Genomic DNA, 26351 nt, shown 5'->3' with positions numbered 1-26351 from the left:
CGGGCGGCACACCGTCGCCCCGGCCTGGCAACAGCCCCGCCACCGGCGCAATGCCAGTCAGTTGACGCTGACTGGCATTTTTTTTGGAGTTCACGCGCCTACTCCTGACACCCTTGAGAAAGCGTCCGCCGATGCGGAAAAGCCGCTAGCACGAAGTAGCGGCACTGCCACGGCAAGGCGACCAACCGCCCGTGCAGGGCGCCAGCGGCTTCCAGCCCGGTGCCGCCGGCAGGCTCGCGATAGCATGGCCGGACCGTGTGGAGGTTGGCGCGTTGGGGTTCGAGATCGGCACGGGCCGCCATTCGCATACATCAGCGCAGCAGTGTGCAGGTGATCGGCACGCCCCGCACCGCCCGGGTTGTTTGCGTAACGCTGGCCGCCTCGTCCCCTTGCCCAGGCGGGGCGGTCAGTGCCCGGTGGCTATGCCCAACTGGTCGAGCATGAACGAATACATCTCGGCCTGCTCGCGGTATTTGCGGAAGCGGCCGGACTTGCCGCCGTGGCCTGCCTCCAGGTTGATGCGGAATACCACCGGCGACTTCGAGGTTTCCAGGTCGCGCAGGCGGGCGACATACTTGACCGGCTCCCAGTACGGCACCTGTGCATCCCACAGGCCGGTGCTGACGAACAGCGCCGGATAGTCCTGCGCCTTCAGGTTGTCATAGGGCGAGTAACCCAGCATGTAGTCGTAGTACTGCTTCTGCCTTGGGTCGCCCCATTCGCCGTACTCGTTGGTGGTCAGCGGGATGCTGGCATCGAGCATGGTGGTCACCACATCGACGAACGGCACCTGGGCGAGAATCGCGCAGTACTTCCCCGGCGCCATGTTCGCCACCGCGGTCACCAGCAGGCCGCCTGCGCTGCCGCCCTGCGCGACGACGCGGTCGCGCGCGGCGTAGCCCTGCGTCACCAGGTGGTCGGTGACGTCGATGAAGTCGGTGAAGCTGTGCTTTTTCTCCAGCAGCTTGCCGGCGTCGTACCACGCGCGGCCCATTTCCTGACCACCGCGGACGTGGGCGATGGCGTAGATCATGCCGCGGTCGAGCAGGCTGATGGTGGCCGCGGAAAACACCGGTTCGGTCGAACGCCCATAGCTGCCGTAGGCGTATTGCAGCATCGCCGCGGTACCGTCCTTCGCGAAGTCCTTGCGATGGACCAGCGACACCGGGATCTTCGCGCCGTCGCGCGCGGTCACCCAGATCCGCTCGCTGGCGTAGCGCGACGGATCGTAGCCGGGCACCGTCTGCCGCTTCAGCAGGCGGCGCTCGCCGGTTTCCGCGCTGGTTTCCCAGGTCGTGGCCGGCGTGGTCATCGAGGTGTAGTCGTAGCGCAGCCACGGCGTGTCGGCCTCGGAATTCGTGCCAAGGCGCATCGAATACACCGGCTCGTCGGCGCGAACGTAGTCCTGACTGCCGTCGCCGCGCAGGATGCGCACGCGCTGCAACGCATCGGAGCGCTCCTCGATCGCGGTGAAGCCGTCGAACAACTGGAAGCCGGCGACGAACACGTCGTCGCGATGCGCGACCCAGTCCTTCCACTCCTTGCGCGAGGTCGAGCCGTCCGCGGCGACGACCAGCTTGAAGTTGGTCGCCGGACGCCCGTCGGGGCCGGGCGCGTTGGTGCGGATCGCCCAGCGCCCGGCGAAGTGGTCCGCGTCGTATTCCACCCCGCGCTCGCGCGGCGCCAGTACCTTGAACTCGCGCGGATCGGCGGCCGGCGCGTAGCGCAGTTCGTCGAAGAAGCGGCTGCCGGAGTGGACTAGCACGTAGCGCTGGTCGCGGCTGCGCGAAATGCCCACGAAGCAGGTCTCGTCGGGTTCGACGTACAGCACGCGGTCCGAGGCCACCGGTGTGCCCAGCACGTGCGCCTTGACCCGCAGGCCGCGCAGAGTCACCGGGTCGTTCTCCAGGTAGATCAGGGTGCGGTTGTCGTCGGCCCAGACCAGGTCGCTGGAAACGCCCTCGATCCGCTCGGGGAAATCGCGCTCGCCGTCAAGGTCGCGGAAGTGGATCGTGTACTGGTGGCGGCCGTTGGTTTCGTCGGCCCAGGCCAGGATCGCGTTGTCCTGGCTCACCGCGTGGTTGGCGACGCTGTAATAGCCCTGGCCTGCGGCCAGCGCATCGACGTCGAGCAACACCTGTTCGCCGACGAAGTCGCCGGCTTCGTTGGCCTTGCGGATCGACCGCGCATCGACACCGGGGCCGTCCTTGCGCCGCGCGTGCAGCGGATAGTCCTTGCCCGGCTCGAAGCGTGAGTAATACCACCAGCCGCGCTCGCGGTACGGCACCGAACTGTCGTCCTGTTCGATCCGCGCGACGGTTTCGGCGTACAGGCGGTCCTGCATCGGCTTCAGCGGCGCCAGCAGCGCGTCGGCGTAGGCGTTCTCGGCGGCCAGGTAGGCCAGCATCTCCGGGTCGCGGCGCGCATCGTCGCGCAGCCAGTAGTATTCGTCGTTGCGCTCGGCGCCGAACGAGGCCCTGACCACGTGCGGCTTCTTCGCCACGTCCGGTGGCACCGGGTCCGAGGCGCGGGCGGTGGCCGGATGCATGGCGGCGAGGAAGGTGGCGACGATCAGCAGGATGGTCGGTTTCATGCGGTGCGGCCCTTTCCGTCAGGTATGGCGAGCTGCCCCGCGCGCGCGAAGCCGGCATGGGTTTTAGACGAACGAGCGGCGGAGTTCCCTATTCATCGTGGCGGAAGGGCGGCTCATCGGCTGTGCCCGTTTGGAGTCATGCAGCGACGCTTGCAGGGGGGGCGTCGTTGGTGTCCCGGTCCCAGTCGCCCAAGGCGCCTTGCTTGCCCGATGTTCGAAGCCAATTCCCCGTTCCTTCACGTCAGGCATCCCGTGCGTGCAAGACAGGAGAACGTCCGACCGCCAGCACGTTTAACGGCTCGTCACGCCCGAATCGTCCCACGGGGCGCTCGGAAATGCCGGCGCGCGCTACGACGTGACCGATCACCTGCGCTTCTCGCTGTCGGTCAACAACCTGTTCGACAAGATGCCGCCCAAGGACGCCACCTGGGCGAACATCCGTACCACGACACCTCGTGGTTCGATTCGTTCGGCCGCAGCTACTACCTGCAGTTCATCTGGAAACTGGGCGGCTCGGCGCTGTAAGCCCGGCCATCGGTCGGGAACGCGACACGGAAAACCCGCCTCACGGCGGGTTTTCCTTGGGCTCATTCCGGCGGACGCGTCATCCGCGGGCCATCACACCGTCCCGCGATTCTTGCCCTGCCACGGCCGGTACCACGCGCGGATCGCGGCCATGTCGACTTCGGCGTCGCCGGTGGGGTAATAAACGTCACCGATGCCAATGGTTTTTTCCGGGTAGTGGAAATAAGCCATCAGGATCGGCACCTGCGCCTGGTGGGCGATCTTCAGGAAACCGCCCTTCCACTTCTCCACCCGCTTGCGGGTGCCCTCGGGCGTCAGCGCGAACCACATCCGTTCCGAGTCGCGGATCATCCGCACCGCCTGCTCCACCGTGCCCTGCGGCGAACTGCGATCCACCGGCACCACCCCGAGCTTGCGCAGCAGCGGCGACAGCGGCCACCAGAACAGCTGCGCCTTGCCCAGCACGCGCACCTTGAAGCCCATCGCGATCTTCGCCGCCATGCCCCAGATGCCGTCCCAGTTGGAGGAATGCGGCGCCACGATCAGGACCAGCTTGGGGATGTCCGGCAACGTGCCCACCACCTTCCAGCCGAAGGTGCGCAGGAAGGTGCGCCCCATCCAGCGGGTGAACCGGTTGGGCGGCACCTGCGGCATGTTCGGCGGAATGGCGGGGATGACGTCCTGGGCGTCGCTCAATCGATTACTCCCAATGGTTCTTCTGCGAACGGCCGCGCTTGACTTCGCTGCGCTCGCGCTTGGCGTCCAGGCGCCGGGCCTTGGCCGCGCGCGATGGCTTGGTGGCGATGCGGGGCCGGGGCACGTGCATCGCCGCGGCGATGAACGCGGCCAGGCGCTCGCGGGCGTCCTGCCGGTTGCGGTCCTGGGTGCGGAAGCGCTGGGCGTCGATGACCAGCACGCCCTCGTCGGTCAGGCGCCGGTCGCGGCGGGCCAGCAGGCGTTCGCGCAGGGGTTCGGGCAACGACGGCGACCGCGCCACGTCGAACCGCAGTTCGACCGCCGTGGCCACCTTGTTGACGTTCTGTCCGCCCGCGCCGCTGGCGCGCACGAACCGCTCGACCAGTTCGTCGTCCGGAATCGCCAGCGTGGGCGTGATGTCGAGTCGTCCGCTCCCCATGCGCGGATTGTAGTGGAGGTCGCGTACCGCTCGCATGACAGCGGGCCGGCCTGGGCCATGTGATTTAACGCCTCGTTTACTTCCGCCTCGGCACCATGCAGACCCTCTGTTTTCCGTATGGACGCCCGATGAAGAAGATGCCGCTGTTTTCGCGCCTGGTCATGATCGCGGGGCTGGCGCTGGGGGCCGGCACCGCCTGGGCGGCGGAACCTTCGGATGCGGACATCGAAAAGCTGCTGCAGGCCTCGCGCGCGGAAAGCATGCTCAACGCGATCATCCCGCAGATGGAAACCATGCAGCGCCAGCAGTTCGATCAGCTGATGGCCGGCAAGGAAATGACCGCCGAACAGCGCGCCGAAGCCGACCGGATCATGGCCAAGACCAACGAGATCATGCGCAAGGCACTGTCGTGGCAGGAAATGCGGCCGCTGTACGTGGATGTCTACAAGAAGACCTTCACCCGCGAGGACGTGCGCGCGATCACCAAGTTCTACGAGAGTCCGGCCGGCCGCAGCCTGCTCGACAAGACGCCCGCGCTGATGCAGAACCTGATGGGTGCCATCCAGCAGAAAATGGTGCCGATGATGGAAGAGCTGCAGGCCGAGATCCAGAACGTCACCCCGGCGCCGGTGCCCGCCCCGCCGGTCACCCCGTCGCAGCCGCGCCGCAAGAAGAAGCGCTGACGTAGAGCGGGGCTTGCTCCGCCGCGCGACGCCCCCGGCAACGCGAACATCCGAATATCCAGAAAGCGGACGAGCCCCGCCCTACGACAGCAGGGGATCCGGAGGCAGCTGCGCGAGCGGTGGCAGGCGCCAGTCGATCGGGATCTGGCCGCGTTCCTGCAGGTAGCGGTTGGCCGCCGAGAAATGCCCGCAACCCAGGAAACCCCGGTGTGCCGACAGCGGCGAGGGATGCGGCGCGCGCAGCACGCGGTGCCGCCGCGCGTCGATGACCTTGCCCTTGGCCTGCGCGTAGCTGCCCCACAGCAGGAACACCACCCCCTCGCGCTCACGCGCCAGGGTCTCGATGACATGATCGGTGAAGCCCTCCCAGCCCTTGCCCTGGTGGGCGCCTGCGCGTGACTCCTCTACCGTCAGCACCGCGTTGAGCAGCAGCACGCCCTGCCGCGCCCACGGCAGCAGGCAGCCGTGATCCGGTGGCGCGATGCCCAGATCGCTCTGGATTTCCTTGTAGATGTTGACCAGCGAGGGTGGCACCGGCACGCCCGGACGCACCGAGAAGCACAGCCCATGCGCCTGCCCCGGCCCGTGGTACGGATCCTGGCCCAGGATCACCACCTTGGCGGCGTCGAATGGCGTGGCCTCGAACGCGGAGAAAATCTGCGGCCCCGGCGGATAGATGCGCGCCCCGGCCGCCTTGCGCTGGCGCAGGAACTCCGACAGCGCCTGCATCTCCGGCCGCAGCAACCAGTCACCGACATGCTGTTTCCAGGAGGGTTCGAGCTTGATGCGGTCGGGGTCGGACATAACGGGAATCGGGAATCGGGAATCGGGAATCGGGAATCGGGAGAAGCTTAGCCGCCATCAGGCCAATCCGCTTTCTTCGCTTTTACGATTCCCCATTCCCGATTCTCCATTCCCGGCAATTCACCGCCCTTCCATCCGCGCCAGCCGCAGCTGGAACAACACCTTGGTCACCAGCAGGCGTTCCTCGATCGGCTTGAGCACCAGGTCGTTGGCGCCGGCCTGCAGCAGCGCGGCCTGGTTGTCGCGGTTGCTGTCGCCGGTCATCACCAGGATCGGCAGGCGGCGCTTGCCATAGGCGAAGTCGATGCGGATCCGCTGCACCACGTCGCGGCCGCTCAATTCGCCCTTCAGGGTCACGTCGGTCAGCACCAGGTCGAAGCGGTGGGTCGAAAGGCCGAGCGATTCGGCGGTGAGCAGGGCGAAGGCATCCTCGGCGCGCAGCACGTGCACCACGTTGAGCGATTGCCGCTCCAGCATGCGCTTGGTGGTTTCGGCGACCACCCGGCTGTCTTCCACGTAGAGGATGGTCGCGCCGGGAATCGGCTCGGGCTGTACATAGCCGCGGATGAAGGCGGCCAGCGCCTCGTGTCCCAGCGACTTGTCGAAATAGTCGGTGACGTATTCGTTGAAGCGACGCTCTTCCAGATGCTGCTGGGCGTCGCCGGATACCACGATCACCGGCACGTAGGCCTGTCCGGCGGCCTCGCGCACGCTGCGCGCGATTTCCATGCCGTCGCCATCACGCAGCGCGAGTGCCGTGGTGACCAGGTGGATCTCGCCCTCGGCCAGTGCCTTGCGCGCCTCGGCGATGCTGGCGCAGCCGATCACGTTGACGCCGGGCAGATCCCGTTCGAGCACGTCGGCGATGAGCTTGCGCACCAGCTTGGAACCGTCGACCACCATCACCCGGGGGGCGTCGCTGATGAGGTGCCGGAGCGCGTCGGACATGCGGGCGGGTCAGGTGGCGGTCGGGCGAGTCTGCCGCAAGAAGTGCCCGGTCACCAGCCATGCCCCCAGCCAGCCGATCACCGTCGCTCCGGCCAGCACGGCGATGGCGCGCAGCGGATCCAGTCCGGCCAGGGCGAAGCGGCTGCCGTAGCTCTGCGCCAGGGTCGCCAGTGGCGCCTGCAGCGCGGCCGCGGCGGCGATCAGCAGGCCCAGCGCGATGGCCCCGGCCACCAGGCCGTACCAGGCGCCCAGGTAGATGAAGGGCCGGCGGATGAATCCGTCTGTGGCGCCCAGCAGTTGCAACACGCCGATTTCCTCGCGTCGCGACTGGATGTCCAGGCGCACCGTGTTGCCCACGACCAGCAGCGCGCCGATGCCGAACAGCGCGGCGAGCACCCAGACCAGGCGCTCGCCGAAACCCAGCCAGCCGCGCAGGCGATCCCGCCATTGCGCATCGTGCTGGACAAGGTCGGCCTCGGGCAGGCGCCGGAGCGTCGCCACCAATCCGGTTTCGTCGCCCCGCGGGGTAATCTGCAGCAGGGTCGGCAGCGGGTTGCCTTCCAGCGCGTCCAGGCTGGCGCCCAGGCCGCTGCGCTCGCGGAACTCGGCCAGTCCCTGTTCGGGCGTGCGCAGTTCGACCCTGGCCACGTCGGCGCGGCCGCCCAACTGGACCGCCAGCACCTGCGCGCGCGGCACCGGCACGTCGAGCTTGAGGAAGACGTCGATCTCGCGCGAATCGCTGACGTCACCGGCGAACTGCTCGACATTGGACAACGCCAGCCACAGGCCCAGCGGCAGCACGAACGCCACCGCCATCACCCCGATCGTCAACACGGTGGCCCAGGGCCGGCGCACCAGCCGACCGAGGCTGGAAACGAAGCTGTAGAGATGCTGGTCCAGCCAGATGCCGAAGCCCGAGCGCGGACGCGAGAAGCGGTTGCTGTCGTTCATTCGGCCAGGTCCGCGGGCGAGATGTCGTCGACCAGTTGGCCGTGGTCCAGCACCAGCACGCGCTTGCGCATGCGCTTGAGCAGGGCCAGGTCGTGGCTCACCACCAGCACGCTGGTGCCGCGTTCGGGCATGGAGGCGAACAGTTCCATGATTTCCGCCGCCAGGGTGGGGTCGAGATTGCCGGTCGGTTCGTCGGCCACCAGCAGCTTGGGCTCGGCGACGATCGCCCGGGCGATGCCCACGCGCTGCTGTTCACCGGCCGACAGCTGGGTCGGCAGCGCCTTCTCGCGATGGCCCAGGCCCAGCCGGGCAAGCACTTCGCGGACCCGCTTCTGCACGTCGGCGCGCCGCTCGCCGCGCAGGATCAGCGGCAGCGAGACGTTCTCCATGATCGTGCGATCGGTCAGCAGGCGGTGGTCCTGGTGGACCGCGCCCACCTCGCGGCGATGCAGCGGTATGCGTCCGCCGCGCACCTTCAGCAGGTTGCGGCCGGCGAACACGACCGCGCCGCGGCTCGGCCGTTCGCTCAGGTGGATCAGCTTGAGCAGCGTGCTCTTGCCGGCGCCGGAATGGCCGGTGACGAACAGCATCTCGCCCTCGGCCACTTCGAAGCTGACCTCCGACAGGGCGGTGTGTCCGCCGGGATACTGCTTGCTGACGTTTTCGAATCGAAGCACGCTCATGCGGCGATTATGCCGGAGCGCCGAACGCGGAAGCGATGCCCGGGTGACGCCGGCATCGACGCGGAGGCGATGCCGGGCACCGGGTCGGCGTCAGCCGCCGACCAGCGACTTCAACTTGCGGCCCAGACGGCTGAAGAACGACGGCTTGTCGTGCTTGCCGGCGACGGGCGCGTTCGCCGCGGGCTTGCCGGCGGCGGGCGTGGACGTGGCGATGCCGGCGTCGGCGTTTTCCACCGGACGGCCATGACGGCGACGGCGGCGCTTGCGCGGACCGCGTTCGCCCTCGGCACGTTCCGGATGCGGGGCGCGCTCGCCCTCGGGACGCGGCGGACGCTCGGCGGGCGCCGGCGCGGCGGCCGGCGCATTGTCCGCACGCGGCGGACGCGGAGCACGCGGCTTGCGCTCGCCCTGCCCGCCTTCGCGGCGCTCACCCCGGCCACGGCCACCACCGCTGCCACTGCCGCCACCGCTGCGACGGCCACCGCCGCCACGGCGCTGTTCCTCGGCGCTGCGCTGTTCGCGCGCCTCGCGGAAAATCTGGCCGATGCTTTCGTCTTCCTCGCCTTCGCCGCCTGCCACCGGCGCGCGCTCGGGGCGCGGCAGCGCGGTCAGCACCTCGGCGGTGACCGCCTCGACCGGAATCTTCTGCTCGATGTAGGCCTCGATGTCGGGCAGCGACATCGCGTAGCGCTCGCAGGCGAAGCTGATCGCGTCGCCCTCGGCGCCCAGGCGCGCGGTGCGGCCGATGCGGTGGACGTAGTCCTCGGCATCGAACGGCAGGTCGTAGTTGTAGACGTGCGAGACGCCGTCGATGTGCAGGCCGCGCGCGGCCACGTCGGTGGCGACCAGGATTTCCAGCTGGCCCTTCTGGAAGCGGTTGAGCAGGGTCTCGCGCTTCTTCTGCGGCACGTCGCCGGACAGCACGCCGACCCGGTAGCCGGCGCGCTCCAGCGCGCGCGCGACCCGCTCGACGAACGCCTTGGTGTTGACGAACACCATGGTGCGCGCGCCCTCGCTGCGCGACAGCAGGCCCAGCAGCAGCGGGATTTTCTCCTCGTCGGCCGGGAAGTACATGCGCTGGCGCACCCGCGCGGCGGTGACCGTCTCGGCCTCCACCACCAGCTTCTCCGGCTCGTTCATGTGTTCATAGGCCAGCTCCAGCACGCGGTGGCTGAGGGTGGCGCTGAACAGCAGGGTCTGGCGCTCCGTGCGGATCGGCATCCGCCGCAGCAGGAACCGGATGTCCTTGATGAAGCCCAGGTCGAACATGCGGTCGGCCTCGTCCAGCACGCAGACCTCGCAGGCGTGCAGGGAGACGACCTTGTGCTGCTTGACGTAGTCGATCAGGCGGCCGGGGGTGGCGATGATCACGTCCACGCCCTGCTGCAGCAGTTCGCGCTGCTTGTCATAGTCCACGCCGCCATACACCAGCGCGAAGCGCAGGCCCAGGTCGGCGCCGAACTTCACCGCGTCCTTGTGGATCTGGATGGCCAGTTCGCGGGTCGGCGCCAGGATCAGCGCGCGCGGGTCTTCCGGCTTGCGCTCAGCCAGCGCCGGCCGCGACAGCAGGCGGTTCATCACCGCGACCAGGAACGCCAGGGTCTTGCCGGTGCCGGTCTGGGCCTGGCCGGCGACATCGCGCCCGGCCAGCGCCACCGGCAGGGTCAGCGCCTGAATGGGGGTGCAGCGTGAAAAACCGGCGTTCTCCAACCCGGCCAGGAGGGCCGGATGCAGGTCGAACGAGGCAAAGGTAATGTCGGTTAAAGGTTTGTCGCTCATGCTTTCTTCTTTGCGCCGCAGTGTTCCGTTGGCGCGACTGATATAGGGACTGCTCGTGCTTGCATCGCCGTCGGCGGCGTCGCAAACTGCGCCCCCAAAGCCGGATCGCGCGGCCGCCAGGAATGACTTGATCTGGCCGCGGAACGCCCCAGTTTACCCCAAAGAGGTGGCCGTCCCCGGCCTCCCATCCGTCCGCGGCCCGCCGCGGCTCCGCAGGAGAACCCAGTGAGCGAAAAAGTAACCCATGTCGGCGACGCCGATTTCGAGGCCGCCGTTCTGCAATCCGGTGAACCGGTCCTGGTCGATTTCTGGGCCGAATGGTGTGGTCCGTGCAAGATGATCGCCCCGGTCCTGGACGAACTGGCCGAGACCTATGACGGCCGCCTGAAGGTGGTCAAGCTCAACGTGGACGAGAACCGCGCCACCGCCATCAAGTACCACGTCCGCAACATCCCGCTGCTGCTGCTGTTCAAGGACGGCCAGGTCCAGGCGACCCAGGTCGGCGCGGTCGGCAAGGGCCAGCTGACCCAGATGATCGACAAGACGCTCGGCGCCCAGACCGCCTGAGCCGGTCCGGCCGGGCGCCCCGGCTGAACCCGTGCGAACCCGCTGCGGCCCGGCGCTTGCCGTCGCCGCAGCGCGGTGCTAGTGTCCGCACATCCGGCGCCTTTTCTGCGCCGCACCCTTCTGAGTCACCCACACTCCTTCACCCGCCGCCGCGCGTTCGAGCCGGCGCTCGCCATAGCGAGGAATCGCACTTTGTCCGACAGCAGCAACGAAACCGGCGCCCCCGCCGAGAAGCGCGTGCGTAAGCCGCGCGTCGCCAAATCCGCCCCCGAAGCCGCCAGCGCGGCTCCTCCGGCCGAAGCGCCGGCCCCCGCCGCGCCGCCCCCGCCGCCCGCTCCGGCTCCTGCCGTCGAAGCGCCGCGCGCCGCCGCGCCCATCCAGCCGGAAGGCGCCGCCGACACCGGCGGCGGCCAGCAGCAGGGCCAGGGGGATGGCGAGCCGCGCGACCAGCGCGACGGCAACCGCTTCAACAACAACAACCGCCGCGACCGCTTCCGTAACCGCCGTGACCGCGAGCGCGGCCGCGACCGCTACAACGACGGCATGCCCGGCGACGGCAACGGCGGCAACGAGAATTACGTCCCGCGCCAGATGCCGAGCGTCCCGGAAGGCTTCCCGCAGTACTCGCTGGGCGACCTCAAGCGCATGCCGGCGCCCAAGCTGCTGGAAATCGCCGAGCAGCTGAACATCCAGGAAGGCGTGGCCCGCGCCCGCAAACAGGACGTCATCTTCGCCCTGCTGAAGGTGCTGACCCGCCACGGCGAAGGCGTGGCCGCCGACGGCGTGCTGGAAATCCTGCCGGACGGCTTCGGCTTCCTGCGCGCGGCCGAGGCCAGCTACCTGGCCGGCCCGGACGACGTCTACATCAGCCCCAGCCAGATCCGCCGCTTCAACCTGCGCACCGGCGACCACCTGTCCGGCCGCATCCGCTTCCCGAAGGATGGCGAGCGCTACTTCGCGCTGTCGACCATCGACACCATCAACGGCGAGCCGCTGGAAGCGTCGAAGAACAAGGTGCTGTTCGAGAACCTGACCCCGTTGTTCCCGCGTCGCCGCTTCACCCTGGAGCGCGGCAACGGTTCGTCGGAGGACATCGCCGGCCGCATCCTCGACCTGATGGCGCCGCAGGGCAAGGGCCAGCGCGCGCTGATCGTGTCGCCGCCCAAGGCCGGCAAGACGATCATGATGCAGCAGATCGCCACCGCCATCACCACCAACCACCCGGACGTGCACCTGATCGTGCTGCTGGTGGACGAGCGTCCGGAAGAAGTCACCGAGATGCAGCGCACCGTCCGCGGTGAAGTGGTGTCGTCGACCTTCGACGAGCCCGCCGCCCGCCACGTGCAGGTCGCCGAGATGGTGATCGAGCGCGCCAAGCGCCTGGTCGAGCACAAGAAGGACGTGGTGATCATGCTCGACTCGATCACCCGCCTGGCCCGCGCCTACAACAACGTCGTGCCCAGCTCCGGCAAGGTGCTGACCGGCGGCGTGGACGCCAACGCCCTGCACCGTCCGAAGCGCTTCTTCGGCGCCGCGCGCAACGTCGAGGAAGGCGGCTCGCTGACCATCATCGCCACCGCGCTGGTCGAAACCGGCAGCAAGATGGACGAGGTGATCTACGAAGAGTTCAAGGGCACCGGCAACAGCGAAGTGCACCTGAACCGCCGCATCACCGAGAAGCGCGTCTACCCGGCCATCGACATCAACCGCTCCGGCACCCGCCGTGAGGACCTGCTGATCGAGCCGGAACTGCTGCAGAAGATCTGGATCCTGCGCAAGCTGCTCCATCCGATGGACGAAATCGCCGCGATGGAATTCCTGCTGGACAAGATGAAGAACACCAAGTCCAACGACGAGTTCTTCGCTTCGATGAAGCGCTGAACCCCCAGCAAGACGAAAACGCCGGCCCACGCCGGCGTTTTCATTTCCAGCCTCCTCTCCCGATACCGCCATGGATCAACTCAACGCGATGCGCGCCTTCCGGCGGGTTGTCGAACTGGGCGGCTTCGCCCGCGCCGCCGAGGATCTGGGCGCGTCCGCGGCCGGCCTGAGCAAGCAGATCCGGCAACTGGAGGAACACCTGGGCGCGGTGCTGCTGCAGCGGACCACCCGCCGGATGAGCCTGACCGACGCCGGGCAGGTCTACTTCGCCGAATGCAGCCGGCTGCTGGACGAAATGGATCGGGTCGAGCACGCGTTGCGCGCGCAGGTCGGGCAGGTCGAGGGACGCCTGCGGGTCAACGCACCGACCTCGTTCGGCCTGGCCGTGCTGTCGCCGCTGCTCGGGGATTTCCTGGCCCGGCATCCGCGGCTGAAGTTGGATCTGGCGCTGGACGATCGTGTGCTCGACGTGATCGGCACCGGCTTCGATGTGTCCCTGCGCGTGCGCAGCACGCTGGAGGATTCCTCGCTGATCGCGCGCCGGCTCGGCACGGTCCAGCAGATGCTGTGCGCTTCGCCGGACTATCTGCAGCGGCGCGGCGTGCCAGGTGCGCCTTCCGATCTGCAGGAACACGATGTGCTCGCCTATGCGCTGGCCGACACGCCCGACAGCTGGCAATTGCAGGGCCCCGAAGGAACGACGCGGGTGGCGCTGCCGCCGGCGCGCACCGTCGTCAACAACAGCCTGATGCTGCGTGATCTGTTGTGCGCGGGCCTTGGCATCGGCGCGCTGCCTTCGTTCCTGGCCGCACCGGCCATCGCCGACGGCCGACTGCGGCGCGTCCTGCCGGCCTGCGGTTATCCGTCCCGGCAGGTGTATGCGATCTATCCCACCACGCGGCACCTGCCGCCCAAGGTGCAGGTCTTCGTCGATTTCCTCGCCCAGGCGCTTCCACCCCTGCTGGCGAGCGATTCGTAACCGGCAGCGAAAACTGTCCGCACGCGCGGGGCATTTTTCACCGCCAGCCACGCGCTCAAGCTGGGAATCCCCGGGCCGCCTGCTGTACAGGCGCCCCCTCCACAAGGATTCCCGCAACATGAGTGCTTCCCTTCCCCATCCCCTGCGTCGTCTGGCCCTGTCCGCGCTGCTGGCCGCTTCCCTGTCCGCCGCCGCGACCGGCCATGCCGGCGAGGTCGGCACCAGCCCCTGGGGCCCCGGCGACGAAATCGGCCGTCTCAACCTGATCACGCCCGAGTCGCGCGCCGCGATCCTGTCGCGCGTCGATGGCCGCCGCGCCTACGACCTGGCGACCGACTACTACATCGGCATGCCCAGCTGGCAGGGCGCGGGCGATCCGCACTACCAGTTCTGGATGACCCACACGCCGCGCGGCACCGCCGTCGACGATCCGATGGGCGTGGGCGATGCGCTCAACGCCAGCACCAGCTACACCGGCACCGCATTCTCGATGTACAGCCATACCGGCACCCACATCGACGCGCTCAACCATTTCGGCCTGCACGGGCGGATCTGGAATGGCTTCAGCGCCGACGAACACCTGGGCGATCGTGGCTGGCGCAAGGCCGGCATCGAGAAATTCCCGAATCTGATCGCGCGCGGCGTGCTGGTCGACGTCGCCGCCGCCAAGGGCGTGGAGATGCTGCCGGATCAGTACCGCATCACCCGCGCGGATTTGCAGGCGGCGCTGGCGAAGCAGAAGGTGAAGCTGCAACGCGGCGACGTCGTGCTGATCCGCACTGGCCGGATGCGCCTGTTCGACCAGCCGGGCGCCTATATGGCCAATCCTCCAGGCATGAGCCTGGACGCGGCGCGCTACCTGGTCGAGGATAGCGGGGCGATGGTGGTCGGCGCCGACAACCTGAGCTTCGAGACCTTTCCCTCGCAGGAACCTGACGCCTACGTTCCGCTGCACACCTACCTGCTGGCCGAGCAGGGCGTGCCGATCATCGAGCTGATCGCCCTGGACGAGTTGTCGCGCGACAAGGTCTACGAGTTCGCCTTCATCGGCGGTCCGCTGAAGATCCGGGGTGGCGACGCGGCGCCGTTGCGACCGATCGCACTGCCGTTGCGATAGTCGCGCGCGTACCGGCGTTACCGGAACGCCCCCGTAATGCGGGCGTTCCGTACCTGCTTACCTCAGCCCGACAGCGGCGTGAGCAGGCGCCGGCCCTTGCCGATCTCGTACACCTCCCCGGCCACCAGCGCATCCGGCACGCACGCATCGTCCTGCGATTCCATCCAGGGCACGCTCTGGCGAGGCCCGGGAATGTACGCGCGCCATTCGCCGTAATCGGGCATCTTTTCGCCCCGGAAGAGGAAATCCACCGGTACGCGAACCTGCCAGAACGGGGCGTTGGCGGTGTCGCCTTCGGTGGGCGGCTGGAATCGCCAGCGCCTGGCCGCCGTCGACGCCGCTTCCGAAAGCCATTTGCGCATCTGCTGCATCTGGCGTTCGTTGCCGACAGTACCCAGGTTGACCTGCTCGGCAAGCACGTCGCCGACCGAACCGTCCCGCTCCACCTTGATCACCAGGTACACGCTGCCGCGCGCGCCCATGCGCACGGCATTCTCCGGAAAACGCGGTGGCGTCATCTGAAGGGAGCGAACCGAGTCAGCGCGCTGCCGGAGCTTTTCCGGATCCGCTTCGTCACCAAAGTGGCCACCGGTCAGCGCCACCCGGTAGTTGCCATCCTCGAGCCGGTTGGCCACCACCCGCAAGCTCATCCTCGCCTTGCCACGCCGAGGATGGCCATCAATCACGACCGGTTCGAACCTCCAACTGCCCGAGGCCTTCTCGATCAACTCCGCAACCGCTTTCGGCAACTTCTCCCGCTGATCGATATCGAGCCGGCCAACCGTGCCGTCGGCTTCAATGATCACCCAGCCGGTCACCAGCATGCTGGCCTCGGTCTGCTTCCTGATCTCCTTGATGCTCAACGCCGCACTGGCAGCGCCGCTGATCAGCAGTGCCGCGACGCACAGGCAAGCGCGCGCGATTGCCAATGTTCCTTTCATCGCAAGTTCCTCGAATGATCCGCCATCGAGCCTAGCGGGCGAGGAAACCGCCTTCAATTAACATTGACATTCCCGCAGGTCACGGGAAATTGCGCGAACGCCCCGGCTAACGGAGCATCTCCGCGTCCAAGGCCAGGCAACACTCAGCCCGACAGCGGCGTGAGCAGGCGCCGGCCCTTGCCGATCTCGTAGACGCCGCCGGCCACCATGGCGTCCGGAGCGTCGTCCTCGCCATGCTCCGATTGCATCCACGGCGCACTCTGGCGGGGGCCCGGAACATAGACCTCCCACCGGCCGTAGCCCGGCGCTTTCTTCCCGGGCATCTTGTAATCCACGGGCACCCGCACCAGCCAGAACGGCGCCGCTGCCTCCGCTCCTTCCGTTGGCGGCCGGAAGATCCATTTCTTCGCCACCGCCAGGGCCGACTCGGAGAACGCGTCACGGGCCTGCTGCATCAATCGCTCGTTGCCGACAAAGCCCAGATTGACCTGTTCGGCGATCACATCCGCAACCGTGCCATCGCGCGCCACCTTCACCACCAGATACACGGTGCCCTGTGCGCCCGCGCGCGCCGCGCCTCCCGGATAGGCGGGCGGCAAGAGCTTGACGCTCCGCACGGAGTCATTGCGCTTCTGGCGCTCTTCCGGACTGATCGCCTCGTCGCCGAAATGGCCACCGCGCAGCGCCACCTGGAAGTCGCCATTCGGCAACTTGTTGGCCACCACCCGCAAGCTCATCCGCGCCTTGCCGCGGCGCGCGACGCCATCGACCAGGATCGGTTCGAACTTCCAGCTCATGGCGGCCTTGTCGATCAGATCGGCCACGGCCGATGGCAGTTTCTCGCGTTGATCGAGATCCAGTTCCGCCACCGTGCCGTCCGGCTCGATGATGACCACGCCGGTCACCAGCATGCTGGCCTCGACCTGCGCGCGGACTTCCTTGATACCGGCAACCGCCGCGCAGGCGATACCGAGCAGCAATGCGATCGCCAGCCATCGGCCCATTCCGCGCATTTCCATGATCATGACGTTGCTCCTCCGCTATTCGTCCGACACCGGAACGCCTGCATATCCACCATGACGACTCAGCCTCCTCCTTCCAGCCGCCTGAAAGGCGAATCCAAGGCCACTGGGCGCTGCTCGTCGCCCTGTTTCATCAGTGCGGTGCACTCGGGCTTGTCGGCCTTCGCGTTCGCCGCCACTGTCCCGCGCAAGCGGCGTTCGAAGTGCAAGGGCATCCTCATTCGGGTCCGGACCGGCTTTCCGTCCACTTCTTCCGGCATGAAACGCAGCTGCTCCACCCAATCCTCGATGGCCTGCTGGAACAGGCGCTGGCTGCGTGCCGGCTTGAACTCGACAGTTTCCAGCGTGACGCTGCCATCCGGTTCTACCAGGAACTGCACCAGCCCCCTGCCGCCGACCTGTTGCTTCACCGCTTCGAGCGGGTACTGCGGCGGCGGCGACCTCCCGTCCGGTCGCGGCGCGCCAGGCCCGGCGCCCTTGTAGTCGATCGCCAACTGATAGCCATCCGCTACCGGTGCGGCGCACGCACCCAATGTGAGGAAGGTCTTGCCTGCGCGCGGCTGTCCATCGACATCAGGCGGGAGGAATCGCCACTGCGTGATCTGGTTGCGGACAAAGGACGCCACCGCCTCCGGTAGCTGCTCCGGAAGCTGGATATCCGTGGGACGCCCCATCGCGTCGATGCTCACCGCGGCCCGGGTCTGGAATACGACCAACTCCTCTTCCGCGGGACCCGCCGCCAACGCGGCGTGGGTGCCGGCCATCAACAGCATTGCCGTCAGCACCCGATTGGATTGCGGACGCAAACACCGTTTCTGCATCTCCCGCTCCCTCTTCCCGTCCATCAACCGATCTCCGTGTCGGTCCCGGGAACCGCTCAAAGCGCGGTCCCCACCACGGACGTTTTCAGTTTCACCGTGTAGTCCAGCGCCAGGACTTCGCCCTGCTTCAATCCGGACGCGTCAAAGGTCTGCTGTGCGGGCTCCAGCCAGGGAATGGGCCTGGCGGGTCCGGCCGACTCCTGGCGCCATCCCCCCGTGGCCAGGGGCGCGTTCACCCGAAAACTGATCGGCACCACCAGCGTGGTATCGGCCGGTTCGGATTGCGCGGGATCGCTCGGTTCAAACCGCCACTTGCGGGCGGCATCAACGGATGCCTTTTCCAGTACCTTGCCCCAGTAACGCATCGCGCTTTCGCTGATCTTCTCGTACGGCCACGCGCTCTGCACCGCGGCGGCGTCAACAACCTTGCCCTGGGCGTCGACCCGCACCGCCACCAGCACATCGCCACTGATGCCGGCCCGGGCGGCTTCCGGCGGATAGCGTGGCGGATTCATCAGCGCTGTCTTGCGATAGCCCGAGAAGCGGGCCTCCTCCACCTTCAGCTGGAATCCGCCGTCCACCTGGTGCGCGATCAGGGTCAGGTGCACGCGCGCCTTGGCATGGGTGGCGACTCCGCCACGCAATACCGGCTCGAACTTCCATTGTCGGACCGAACGCTCCACCAACGCCTTGACCTCGGGCGTCAGTTCGGAGTCGATGCGATAGTCGAATACGGAACCCGCCGGGTCGATGCCGATTTCCCCGTTCACCGGCATCCGCAGCTCCGCGGTCTGTGTCTGTGCCTGGGCCAGGGCGGCCAGCAGCCACAGTGCGATTCCCCAAATCCCCTTCATCTCCCGCTCCCTGGATGAACCGCTGCCGAGCCTAGCGCGGGTGGTGGCCGGCTTCAATCGCCGCGGCCGGCCCGGGTCGCGGGGGCTGCCTGCATAATGTCCTTCGACCCCGAGGTGAATGCATGCACGGTAGCGGCCTGGAACTGACGTTGGTGTTTCTGCTGGCCGCGGTCATCGCGGTACCGGTGTTCAAGCGGCTGGGCATCGGCGCGGTGCTGGCCTACCTGGTCGCCGGCGTGGTGCTGGGACCGGACGGCATGGCGCTGGTCCGGGATGCGGACCGGATCCTGGATGCGGCGGAAATCGGCGTGGTGATGATGCTGTTCGTCATCGGCCTGGAACTGTCGCCCTCGCGCCTGCGGGTGATGCGCAAGCCGGTGTTCGGCGCCGGCGGCCTGCAGGTCCTGCTGACCGCGCTGGCGCTGGGCGGCATCGCCCTGCTGGCCGAACACCACTGGAAAACCTCGCTGGTCATCGGCCTGGGCCTGGCGCTGTCCTCGACCGCGGTCAGCCTGCAGCTGCTGTCCGAGCGCAAGGAGCTGACCAGCGAACACGGCCGGCTCGGCTTCGCCATCCTGCTGTTCCAGGATCTGGTGGCGATTCCGTTGCTGGCGGCGATTCCGCTGCTGGGCGGAGCCAAGAACGAGACCCTGACCTGGACCATGGTGTTCCAGGCCATCGGCGCGATGGCGATCGTCATCTTCGGCGGGCGACTGGTCCTGCGGCACATGTTCCGGGTGGTGGCACGCACGCGGATGCCGGAAGTGTTCACCGCCAGCGCCCTGCTGGTGGTGCTGGGCACGGCCTGGTTCATGCAGCTGGCCGGGCTGAGCGCGGGGCTGGGTGCGTTCCTGGCCGGCGTGCTGCTGTCGGATTCGGAATTCCGGCACGAGCTGGAATCGCAGATCGAACCCTTCAAGGGCCTGCTGCTGGGCCTGTTCTTCATCGCCGTGGGCATGGACATCGATCTGGATCGGGTGGTCGCCGAACCGCAGATCATCAGCGCCGGCGTGCTGGTGCTGCTGACGGTGAAGTTCGCGATCCTGTTCCTGCTGGGACTGTGGCCCGGACGGCTGGGCGTGCGTGGCGCGCTGATGCTCGGTGGCGCGCTTTGGCTGGGTGGCGAGTTCGCCTTCGTGGTGTTCAACGAAGCCGCGCGCGTGAAGCTGCTGGACGCCGACGTGCGGGATCGCCTGGTCGCCATCGTGGGTGTATCGATGGCGCTGACCCCGCTGCTGATGATGGGCATCTCGCGCTGGGTCTCGGGCATCGCCCGGCCCGTGCAGGACCAGCGTGCCTTCGACGACATCCCGGACCAGACGCCACAGGTGCTGATCGCCGGCATGGGGCGGTTCGGCCAGATCGTGGCGCGCGTGCTGACCTCGCAGCGGATCCCGTTCGTCGCCCTCGAACACAGCCCGGAGACGGTGGACACGCTGCGCCGGTTCGGCGGCGCGCGCATCTACTACGGCGATCCCACCCGGCCGGATCTGCTGCGCTCGGCCGGCGCGCAGCACGTCCGGGTGTTCGTGATCGCGATGGACGACCCGGATACCAACATCAAGGCGGTGCGGCTGATCCGCCGCATGTATCCGAACGCCAAGGTGCTGGCGCGCGCGCGCAACCGCCAGCACGCGTGGCGGCTGATGGATCTGAGCACTGAGCCGTTCCGCGAGACGCTGGGCACGAGCCTGGAAATGGCCGAACAGACGCTGGTGGCGCTGGGGCGTTCGCCGGAGGCGGCGGCCCAGCAGGCCCGGCGTTTCCGCGAGCACGACGAGAAGCTGCTGCGCGCGCAATATCTGGTCTACGACGACGACGCGGCCGTGGTGCAGACCGCGCGCGACGCCGTCGGCGATCTGGAGAAACTGTTCGAGGCCGATGCCAGCGACGGCGATGCCGACACGTCCGCGCCCTCCACGGATGCCGCGCCGCGCGCGACCTGAGGGACGCGCGCGGGAAGCGACGGGAGACCGGGCTTCAGCCGCCGGGTTCGCGCAGGAAGCGGGCCATCGAGGCGCCGGGCGCCACCGGCACGAATTCGCCCGCCACGTCGACGAAACCGCGCATCACCGCGATCTCGCGCGGGGTGCGGTTCAGGGCATCGCGCAGATCCGGATCCGCGCCCGCGCGCAGCAGCCGCTGGACCACCCGCAACAGGCCATGCAGCGCAGCCAGGTGCAGCGGGCCGAAGCCACGCGGGTCCTGGGTTTCCAGGGAAACCTCTTCATCGAGCAGGCGCTCGACCCCGGCCAGCACGACCTCCTCGTCGCAGGCGGTGCCCGGTTCGGCGCGCGCACCCAGCAGCAGCAGCAGCGGTGTGACCGCACCGGCGGCAACCTGATCGGGTTCGGCGCCGGACAGCAGCAGGGTGTCGAACAGCGCGACCAGGCGTGGCTTGTCGCGTGAGGTGAAACCGTACAGCGCGGCGCAATGCAGCGGGGTCAGGCCCTGTGCGTCGCCGGCATGCACGTTCGCGCCCGCGGTCAGCAGGCGCGCGACGATGTCCGGCAATCCCAGCGCGGCCGCCAGCATCAGCACGGTCACGCCGCCCGGCAGGCGGTGTTCCAGTGCGGCGCCGGCCTGCAGCAGCAGGGCCACGATCTCGGCCTGGCGCATGCTCACCGCCGCCGACAACGGGGTGGCGCCGGTGTTCGCCGCGCTCTGCGGATCCGCGCCGCGCGCCAGCAGCAGTTCCACCGCCGCGCGATGACCGCCGCCGGCCGCGCGCAGCAGCGCGGTGCAGCCCTGCGCGTCCGGCGAATCCACCGCGAATCCCAGATCCAGCAAGCGGCGCACCGCGTCGGCGTCGCCGACCATCGCCGCCGCCGGCAGATCGGCGGGCCGCAGCGCGCGGCGCGGCAACGCCCAACCACGCCAGTCCAGCCAGTCGGCCAGATCACGGCGGCCGCTGGCCAGGGCCACGCCCAGCGGGGTCTGGCCGTCGGCGGCGCGCGAATCCGGACATGCGCCCTTGGCGATCAACTGGCGCAGCGCGAGTTCGCGGCCCAGCGCCGCGGCCAGGTGCAGCGCGGTCATGCCGTGGCTGTCGCGGGCTTCGCGATCCACGCCGATATCCAGCAGCCGGTCCAGCAGTCGCGACCAGCCCAGCCGCACCGCCAGCGCCAGCGGCGGATCGCCCAGCGGCGAAGCCGCGAAGGGATCGGCGCCGCGCTCCAGCAGATCACAGCCGAACTGTTCCAATCCGCGCCCGATCTGTTCGCCGCGCGCGCAGGCGTCGAGGAAGCGTGCCAATCCGCCCGCGCCCGCCGGGGATACCGCGCGGCGCAGCAAGACCTGCACCGAGCCCATGGCTTCACCGCCACGCGACAACAGCGCGAACAGCGGTGTGTCACCGGCCGGATCCAGTGCATCGGCGTCCGCGCCCTGTGCCAGCAGCCACTCCAGGCGCTGCGGCGAAAGGGCGATTTCGGGATCATGCAGCAGGGAACCCAGTTCCTGGCGCGATGCCAGCCGGGCCAGCGGCACGAGTTCGGCACGCGGGCGATCCGCATGCAGTCCATCCCGCAACAGCGCGATCGGCGCGCGATCCGGCGGCGGCTGGTCGTCGTCGCCGGCGCTTACCGCCGACGGCAGCGGATAGGCGGCATCCAGCGCGGACACGATCGCCCAGCGCCCGGCCTCTGCGGCCAGATCCACCGCCCGCCGGCCCTGTGCATCGGGCTGGTCCGCCGCCACACCCAGATCCAGCAGGCGCCGGATCAGCGCCGGCGAGGCGTTCTCGGACGCGCAGGCCACGCGAACCGCGTTGCGTTGCTCGGCGTCGATCACGGTCACGTCCACGCCCGCTTCGGCCAGTCGCTCCAGCACCGCGATGCGGCCGCCACGCGCGGCTTCCAGCCACGGCGTGCGCCCCTGCACGTCGTGGGCATGCACGTCGGCGCCCGCGGCCAGCAGCGTGTTGACGATGTCGATGTGGCCGGCGAGCGCGGCTTCGTGCAGCGCGCTGCGGCGCTGGCCGTCGCGGGTATCGACCTTGGCGCGGTGCTTGAGCAGCAACTGCACGCCGGCCGGATCGTCTTCCTCCGTGGCGGCGGCGGCCAGCAGCACCGGCTGCCCGCCGACCGGTTCGGGACGCGCGCCACGCTCGAGCAGGAACTTGGCCAGGCGCCAGTTACCGGCCACGCAGGCCACGCCCAGCGGACTCAGGCCATCCTGGTTGATGGCGTCGATCTCGGCGGCGGCGTCGCGCAACAAGGCGACCACGCCGGGATCGGAACTGCGCGCGGCATGGTGCAGCGGAGTGTTGCCGTCGCCATCGGCGACCCGCGGATCGGCACCGTTGGCCAGCAGGGTGGTCACCGCATCCGGACGGCCGTGCCAGCTGTCGCGCGTGGCGGCCAGCAACGGGGTCATGCCGGCGTGGGCGTGGTTGAGATCCACGCCATGCCCGATCAGGGCACGCAGCAGGCGCAAATCCGGCAGCACCGCCGCCAGCACCGGCAGGCTGCGCTGATCACGCGAGGACGACGCCGGCAGCGCATGCGGATCGGCACCGGCCTCCAGCAGTTCGAGCGCGCGATCAACCCGTCCGCCACGCGCGGCGTCGAACAGGGCCTGTTCCAGATCCGCTTCATGGATCGGCGCGGACACCGCGATGTCCTGCGCCGACGGCAGGCCGGCGCCCATCTCCACCACCGGCAGGCCGCGCGCGGCGGTGATGGACTGGATGCCCCAGTGCAGCGCCGGCAGCGCGAGCACATAGATCGGAGCGACGATCAGCCGCGTTTGCGCCGGGAGCAGATCCGGCCATGCCAGCGCGAGGCCGCCGGCGATCGCCAGCGCCACCAGCGCGGCGACGCCCAGGCCGCGCCAGGCATGGAAATCCCGCTCGGCCAGCGCGCGCCAGTGCCAGCCCAGGCTGCCCGGTTCGCGCTCGATGCCCTGCCACAGCGGCCAGGTCCGCCACAGGCCAATCAACAGCACGCCGACCACCGCGCTCAGACCCAGCGCCGCTTGCAGGCTGCCACTGTCACCCAGCGCCGACAATGGCCAGGCAATCAGCACCGCCACGGTCACGAATGCGCCACCCCAGGCGATCAGCAGGGCCGGCAGCGATTCGCGCCAGTCCAGCGCCACCGGCAGCGGCCGGCTGCCGCGCTGCCACGACCAGGCCAGCGCCAGCGCCGGCTGCGCCAGCCAGGCGCCCAGCGCCGCCAGCGGACCACCGGCCCAGCCCAGTGCGGCCAGGGCCACGCCCAGGAGACCGGCGATCGCGGCCAGCCGGCGTTGTTGGCTTGCGGGCTCAGGCATCGGGGGAGTCGTCGCTGTCCGGCTGCGGCGGGAACTGGATGTGGAATCCGCGCGCGGCGAGGTTGCCGCGCACCACTCCGGCGTCTTCCCGGGCCAGTTTGCGTTCGGGAGTGAGCGCCACTTCCAGCACGAAGCTCAGGTCGCCCAGTTGGGTGCGCAGCGGTTCGGGCAGGCGGGTGAAGTCGTCGCGCGCGGCCAGGTACACGTAGGTGTCCGCCTTGCGCAGGCTTTTGTAAACGAAGGCTTGCATCCGCGCGTACGCGTCCTGCCGTGGAAAAGTAGGGAATGGCGGAGATTGTGGAGGAAACCCGAATGCGGGGAAACCCTGCACCTTCAGGCCTCGCATGACCATCGGCGGGCGATGCCGACCGCCATGGCTGCTACGCTTGCAGCCTTTCACACCGGCCTAACGGAAACTCCATGCGCCACGTTCTGCCCGCCCTGCTCCTGCCGCTTTCGTTGGCCCTCGCCGGAACCCTTTCCGCGCAGGAAGCCACGCCACTCACCATCGAACAGGTGATGGCGGATCCGGACTGGATCGGTCCGCCGGTCGAACGCACCTGGTGGTCCTGGGATGGCCAGCGCGTGCAGTACGACCTCAAGCGGCCGGGCAGCCTCAGCCGCGATACCTACGTACAGGCCGTCGCCGGCGGCCGCGCCGCCGAGCGCGTCGGCGATGCCGAGCGCGGTGGCCTGGATGCGCCGAACCCGCAGTTCGACGCGCGCGGGCAGCGCATGCTGTTCGTGCGCAACGGCGACGTGTTCCTGCGCGATCTGCGCAGCGGCGCGCTGACCCAGCTCACCCGCAGCAACGACACCGAGGCGCAGGCGCGCTTCGCCGGCGACGGCGGGGTGATCTGGCGCAGCGGCAACGACTGGTACCGCTGGACTGCGCAGGGCGGCACTGCCCAGGCGCTGCTCCTGCGCGCGGAAAAGGATCCCAATGGCGCGCCCAAGGCCGATGCGCTGCGCGAACAGCAACTGCGCACGCTGGAAACCCTGGCCCGGGACCGTGCCCTGCGCGATGCCGCGCGCCAGCAGGACGACGCCTGGCGCAAGGCCGACGGCAGCCGCGCGCCGGCACCGGTCTACCTGGGCGCCGACGTCACCATCGCCGACAGCGCGATGTCGCCGGATGGCCGCTGGGCGCTGGTGGTGACCCAGGCCAAGGGCGCTGACGAAGGCCAGGAAGGCAAGATGCCGATGTACGTCACCGAATCCGGCTACGAGGAATTCCAGAGCGTGCGCACCCGCGTGGGCCGCAACGACCCGGTGCCGCAGTCGCTGTGGCTGGTCGACGTGGCGGCGGGCAGCGTCCGGCCGCTGGCCTACGACGCGCTGCCCGGCATCTCCGAGGATCCGCTGGCCGCGCTGCGCAAGGCGGCGGGCAAGGATCCGCTCAAGGGCAACCGCCCGCTACGGATCGAAAGCGAATCCACCCCCGCGATCACCTGGAGCGACGACGGCCGCCAGGTCGCGGTGCAACTGCATTCGATCGACAACAAGGACCGCTGGATCGCCACGGTGGATCTGGCCGGCGCGCGCCTGCAGCCGCGCCACCGGTTGAGCGATCCGGCCTGGATCAACTGGAACAACAATGAATTCGGCTGGCTGCCCGACGGCAGCCTGTGGCTGCTGTCCGAACAGTCCGGTTATTCGCACCTGTACACCGTCCAGGGCAACGGCAAGCCGCGCCAGCGCACCAGCGGCCGCTGGGAAGTGACCTCGCCGGTGCCGACCACCGACGGCAGCGCCTTCTTCTTCCTGTGCAATCGCGCCAATCCCGCCGACTACGAAATCTGCCGGCTGGATCTGGCCGGCGACCAGGTCAGCGAGGTCACCGCGCTGGACGGCGTGGAGCGCTTCGCGCTGTCGCCCGATGATCGGCGCGTGCTGGTCAGCCATTCCAGCGCCTACGTGCCGACCCAGCTGTCGGTGGTCGATGCGGCCGGCGGCACGCCGACCGCGCTCACCGACACCCGCACGCCGGCCTTCAAGGCGCGTGAATGGATCCAGCCGGAAATCGTGCAGGTGCCGTCGAAGCACGGCGCGGGCCAGGTGTGGGGCAAGTACTACGGGCCGAAGACGCTGGAGCCGGGCAAGCGCTATCCGATCGTGATGTTCGTGCACGGCGCCGGCTACCTGCAGAACGTGCACCATCGCTACCCCACCTACTTCCGCGAGCAGATGTTCCACAACCTGCTGGTGCAGCGCGGCTACATCGTGCTGGATCTGGACTACCGCGCCAGCGAGGGTTATGGCCGCGACTGGCGCACCGCGATCTACCGCAACATGGGCCATCCGGAACTGGAGGACTACCTGGACGGCCTGGACTGGCTGGTCGAGACCCGCCAGGGCGATCGCGACCGCGCCGGCATCTACGGCGGTTCCTACGGCGGCTTCATGACCTTCATGGCGCTGTTCCGCAAGCCGGGCGTGTTCAAGGCCGGCGCCGCGCTGCGTCCGGTGGTCGACTGGACCCAGTACAACCACGAATACACCTCCGGCATCCTCAACACCCCGGAGCTGGATCCGCAGGCCTACCGCACCTCCTCGCCGATCGAATACGCCGCCGGGCTGCAGGATCACCTGTTGATCGCGCACGGCATGATCGACGACAACGTGTTCTTCCGCGATTCGGTGGTGCTCACCCAGAAACTGATCGAACTGCACAAGGACAACTGGGAACTCGCGCCATATCCGCTGGAGCGGCACGGCTTCACCCGTGCCGATTCCTGGCTGGACGAATACAAGCGCGTGCTGAAGCTGTTCGAGAACAACCTGAAGTAAGAGT

At 68.6% G+C, this 26351-nt stretch carries 21 protein-coding genes; 7 read left to right on the top strand and 14 right to left on the bottom strand.

Going from position 1 to position 26351, the window contains the following annotated elements:
* Positions 1-406: 406 nt before the first annotated feature.
* From FG323_RS13045 to arfB, 3 genes are all read right to left on the bottom strand, one after another.
* Positions 407-2593: a S9 family peptidase gene (locus FG323_RS13045; protein WP_141455111.1), complete on the bottom strand. Its 2187-nt coding sequence runs from the start codon at positions 2591-2593 to the stop codon at positions 407-409.
* A gap of 618 nt (positions 2594-3211) precedes the next feature.
* Positions 3212-3814 carry a lysophospholipid acyltransferase family protein gene (locus FG323_RS13040; protein WP_305000886.1) on the bottom strand — a complete coding sequence of 201 codons (603 nt, stop codon included), beginning with the start codon at positions 3812-3814 and terminating at the stop codon, positions 3212-3214.
* Between the two features lie 4 nt (positions 3815-3818).
* Complete coding sequence (arfB, locus tag FG323_RS13035) at positions 3819-4253, bottom strand: alternative ribosome rescue aminoacyl-tRNA hydrolase ArfB (RefSeq protein WP_141455110.1); 435 nt, start codon at positions 4251-4253, stop codon at positions 3819-3821.
* 128 nt (positions 4254-4381) lie between these two features.
* Between arfB and FG323_RS13030 the strand changes: the two genes are divergently transcribed.
* Positions 4382-4936, top strand: a complete 555-nt coding sequence (locus FG323_RS13030; protein WP_141455109.1) for a DUF2059 domain-containing protein — start codon at positions 4382-4384, stop codon at positions 4934-4936.
* Positions 4937-5017: 81 nt separating this feature from the next.
* Here FG323_RS13030 and ung read toward each other — a convergent pair whose 3' ends face one another.
* From ung to rhlB, 5 genes are all read right to left on the bottom strand, one after another.
* Positions 5018-5740: a uracil-DNA glycosylase gene (ung, locus tag FG323_RS13025; RefSeq protein ID WP_141455108.1), complete on the bottom strand. Its 723-nt coding sequence runs from the start codon at positions 5738-5740 to the stop codon at positions 5018-5020.
* 120 nt (positions 5741-5860) lie between these two features.
* Complete coding sequence (locus tag FG323_RS13020) at positions 5861-6688, bottom strand: response regulator (protein ID WP_141455107.1); 828 nt, start codon at positions 6686-6688, stop codon at positions 5861-5863.
* A 9-nt stretch (positions 6689-6697) separates the two neighbouring features.
* Entirely contained in the window at positions 6698-7639 is a 942-nt protein-coding gene (gene ftsX, locus FG323_RS13015) for a permease-like cell division protein FtsX (protein ID WP_141455106.1), read from the bottom strand.
* A complete protein-coding gene (gene ftsE / locus FG323_RS13010; RefSeq protein WP_141455105.1) occupies positions 7636-8322 on the bottom strand; it encodes a cell division ATP-binding protein FtsE in 687 nt (228 codons plus the stop codon). Before ftsE ends, ftsX begins: the two co-directional genes overlap by 4 nt.
* Positions 8323-8412: 90 nt before the next feature.
* Complete coding sequence (gene rhlB / locus FG323_RS13005; protein WP_141455104.1) at positions 8413-10101, bottom strand: ATP-dependent RNA helicase RhlB; 1689 nt, start codon at positions 10099-10101, stop codon at positions 8413-8415.
* Positions 10102-10326: 225 nt separating this feature from the next.
* Between rhlB and trxA the strand changes: the two genes are divergently transcribed.
* From trxA to FG323_RS12985, 4 genes are all read left to right on the top strand, one after another.
* The gene (gene trxA / locus FG323_RS13000) at positions 10327-10668 is read left to right on the top strand and encodes a thioredoxin TrxA (protein WP_141455103.1); all 342 of its coding nucleotides are present in this window, start codon (positions 10327-10329) and stop codon (positions 10666-10668) included.
* A gap of 192 nt (positions 10669-10860) precedes the next feature.
* Positions 10861-12549 carry a transcription termination factor Rho gene (gene rho / locus FG323_RS12995; protein ID WP_141455102.1) on the top strand — a complete coding sequence of 563 codons (1689 nt, stop codon included), beginning with the start codon at positions 10861-10863 and terminating at the stop codon, positions 12547-12549.
* Between the two features lie 70 nt (positions 12550-12619).
* Complete coding sequence (locus FG323_RS12990; protein WP_141455101.1) at positions 12620-13528, top strand: LysR family transcriptional regulator; 909 nt, start codon at positions 12620-12622, stop codon at positions 13526-13528.
* A gap of 118 nt (positions 13529-13646) precedes the next feature.
* A complete protein-coding gene (locus FG323_RS12985) occupies positions 13647-14645 on the top strand; it encodes a cyclase family protein (protein WP_141455100.1) in 999 nt (332 codons plus the stop codon).
* A gap of 62 nt (positions 14646-14707) precedes the next feature.
* On the opposite strand, the gene FG323_RS12980 is transcribed toward FG323_RS12985, so the two are convergent.
* The 4 genes from FG323_RS12980 to FG323_RS12965 all read right to left on the bottom strand — a co-directional run bounded on the left by FG323_RS12980 (position 14708) and on the right by FG323_RS12965 (position 18340).
* Positions 14708-15586 (bottom strand): protein tonB, encoded by an 879-nt coding sequence (locus FG323_RS12980; RefSeq protein ID WP_141455099.1) that lies wholly within the window; start codon positions 15584-15586, stop codon positions 14708-14710.
* Positions 15587-15729: 143 nt separating this feature from the next.
* Complete coding sequence (locus FG323_RS12975) at positions 15730-16611, bottom strand: TonB family protein (protein ID WP_255470172.1); 882 nt, start codon at positions 16609-16611, stop codon at positions 15730-15732.
* 59 nt (positions 16612-16670) lie between these two features.
* On the bottom strand, positions 16671-17453 hold the full coding sequence (locus FG323_RS12970; protein WP_141455098.1) for a TonB family protein: 783 nt from the start codon (positions 17451-17453) through the stop codon (positions 16671-16673).
* A gap of 32 nt (positions 17454-17485) precedes the next feature.
* Complete coding sequence (locus tag FG323_RS12965; RefSeq protein ID WP_141455097.1) at positions 17486-18340, bottom strand: energy transducer TonB; 855 nt, start codon at positions 18338-18340, stop codon at positions 17486-17488.
* A 65-nt stretch (positions 18341-18405) separates the two neighbouring features.
* On the opposite strand from FG323_RS12965, the gene FG323_RS12960 reads away from it, so the two are divergent.
* The gene (locus tag FG323_RS12960; RefSeq protein ID WP_141455096.1) at positions 18406-20229 is read left to right on the top strand and encodes a monovalent cation:proton antiporter-2 (CPA2) family protein; all 1824 of its coding nucleotides are present in this window, start codon (positions 18406-18408) and stop codon (positions 20227-20229) included.
* Positions 20230-20263: 34 nt separating this feature from the next.
* Here the strand turns inward: FG323_RS12960 and FG323_RS12955 are convergent, their stop codons facing one another.
* Together FG323_RS12955 and FG323_RS12950 are read right to left on the bottom strand one after the other, a co-directional pair.
* A complete protein-coding gene (locus FG323_RS12955; protein WP_141455095.1) occupies positions 20264-23557 on the bottom strand; it encodes an ankyrin repeat domain-containing protein in 3294 nt (1097 codons plus the stop codon).
* Positions 23550-23807: a YcgL domain-containing protein gene (locus FG323_RS12950; protein WP_141455094.1), complete on the bottom strand. Its 258-nt coding sequence runs from the start codon at positions 23805-23807 to the stop codon at positions 23550-23552. Before FG323_RS12950 ends, FG323_RS12955 begins: the two co-directional genes overlap by 8 nt.
* 182 nt (positions 23808-23989) lie before the next feature.
* Between FG323_RS12950 and FG323_RS12945 the strand changes: the two genes are divergently transcribed.
* Positions 23990-26347, top strand: coding sequence for a S9 family peptidase (locus FG323_RS12945; protein WP_181444239.1), 2358 nt, complete (start codon positions 23990-23992; stop codon positions 26345-26347).
* Positions 26348-26351 lie beyond the last annotated feature (4 nt).

The sequence above is a fragment of the Pseudoxanthomonas sp. z9 genome (assembly GCF_006542425.1).
In the GTDB taxonomy this organism is placed as follows: Bacteria; Pseudomonadota; Gammaproteobacteria; order Xanthomonadales; family Xanthomonadaceae; genus Pseudoxanthomonas_A.
The sequence above is the reverse complement of the archived record's forward strand: the minus strand, read 5'-3'. Positions and strand labels throughout refer to the sequence as shown.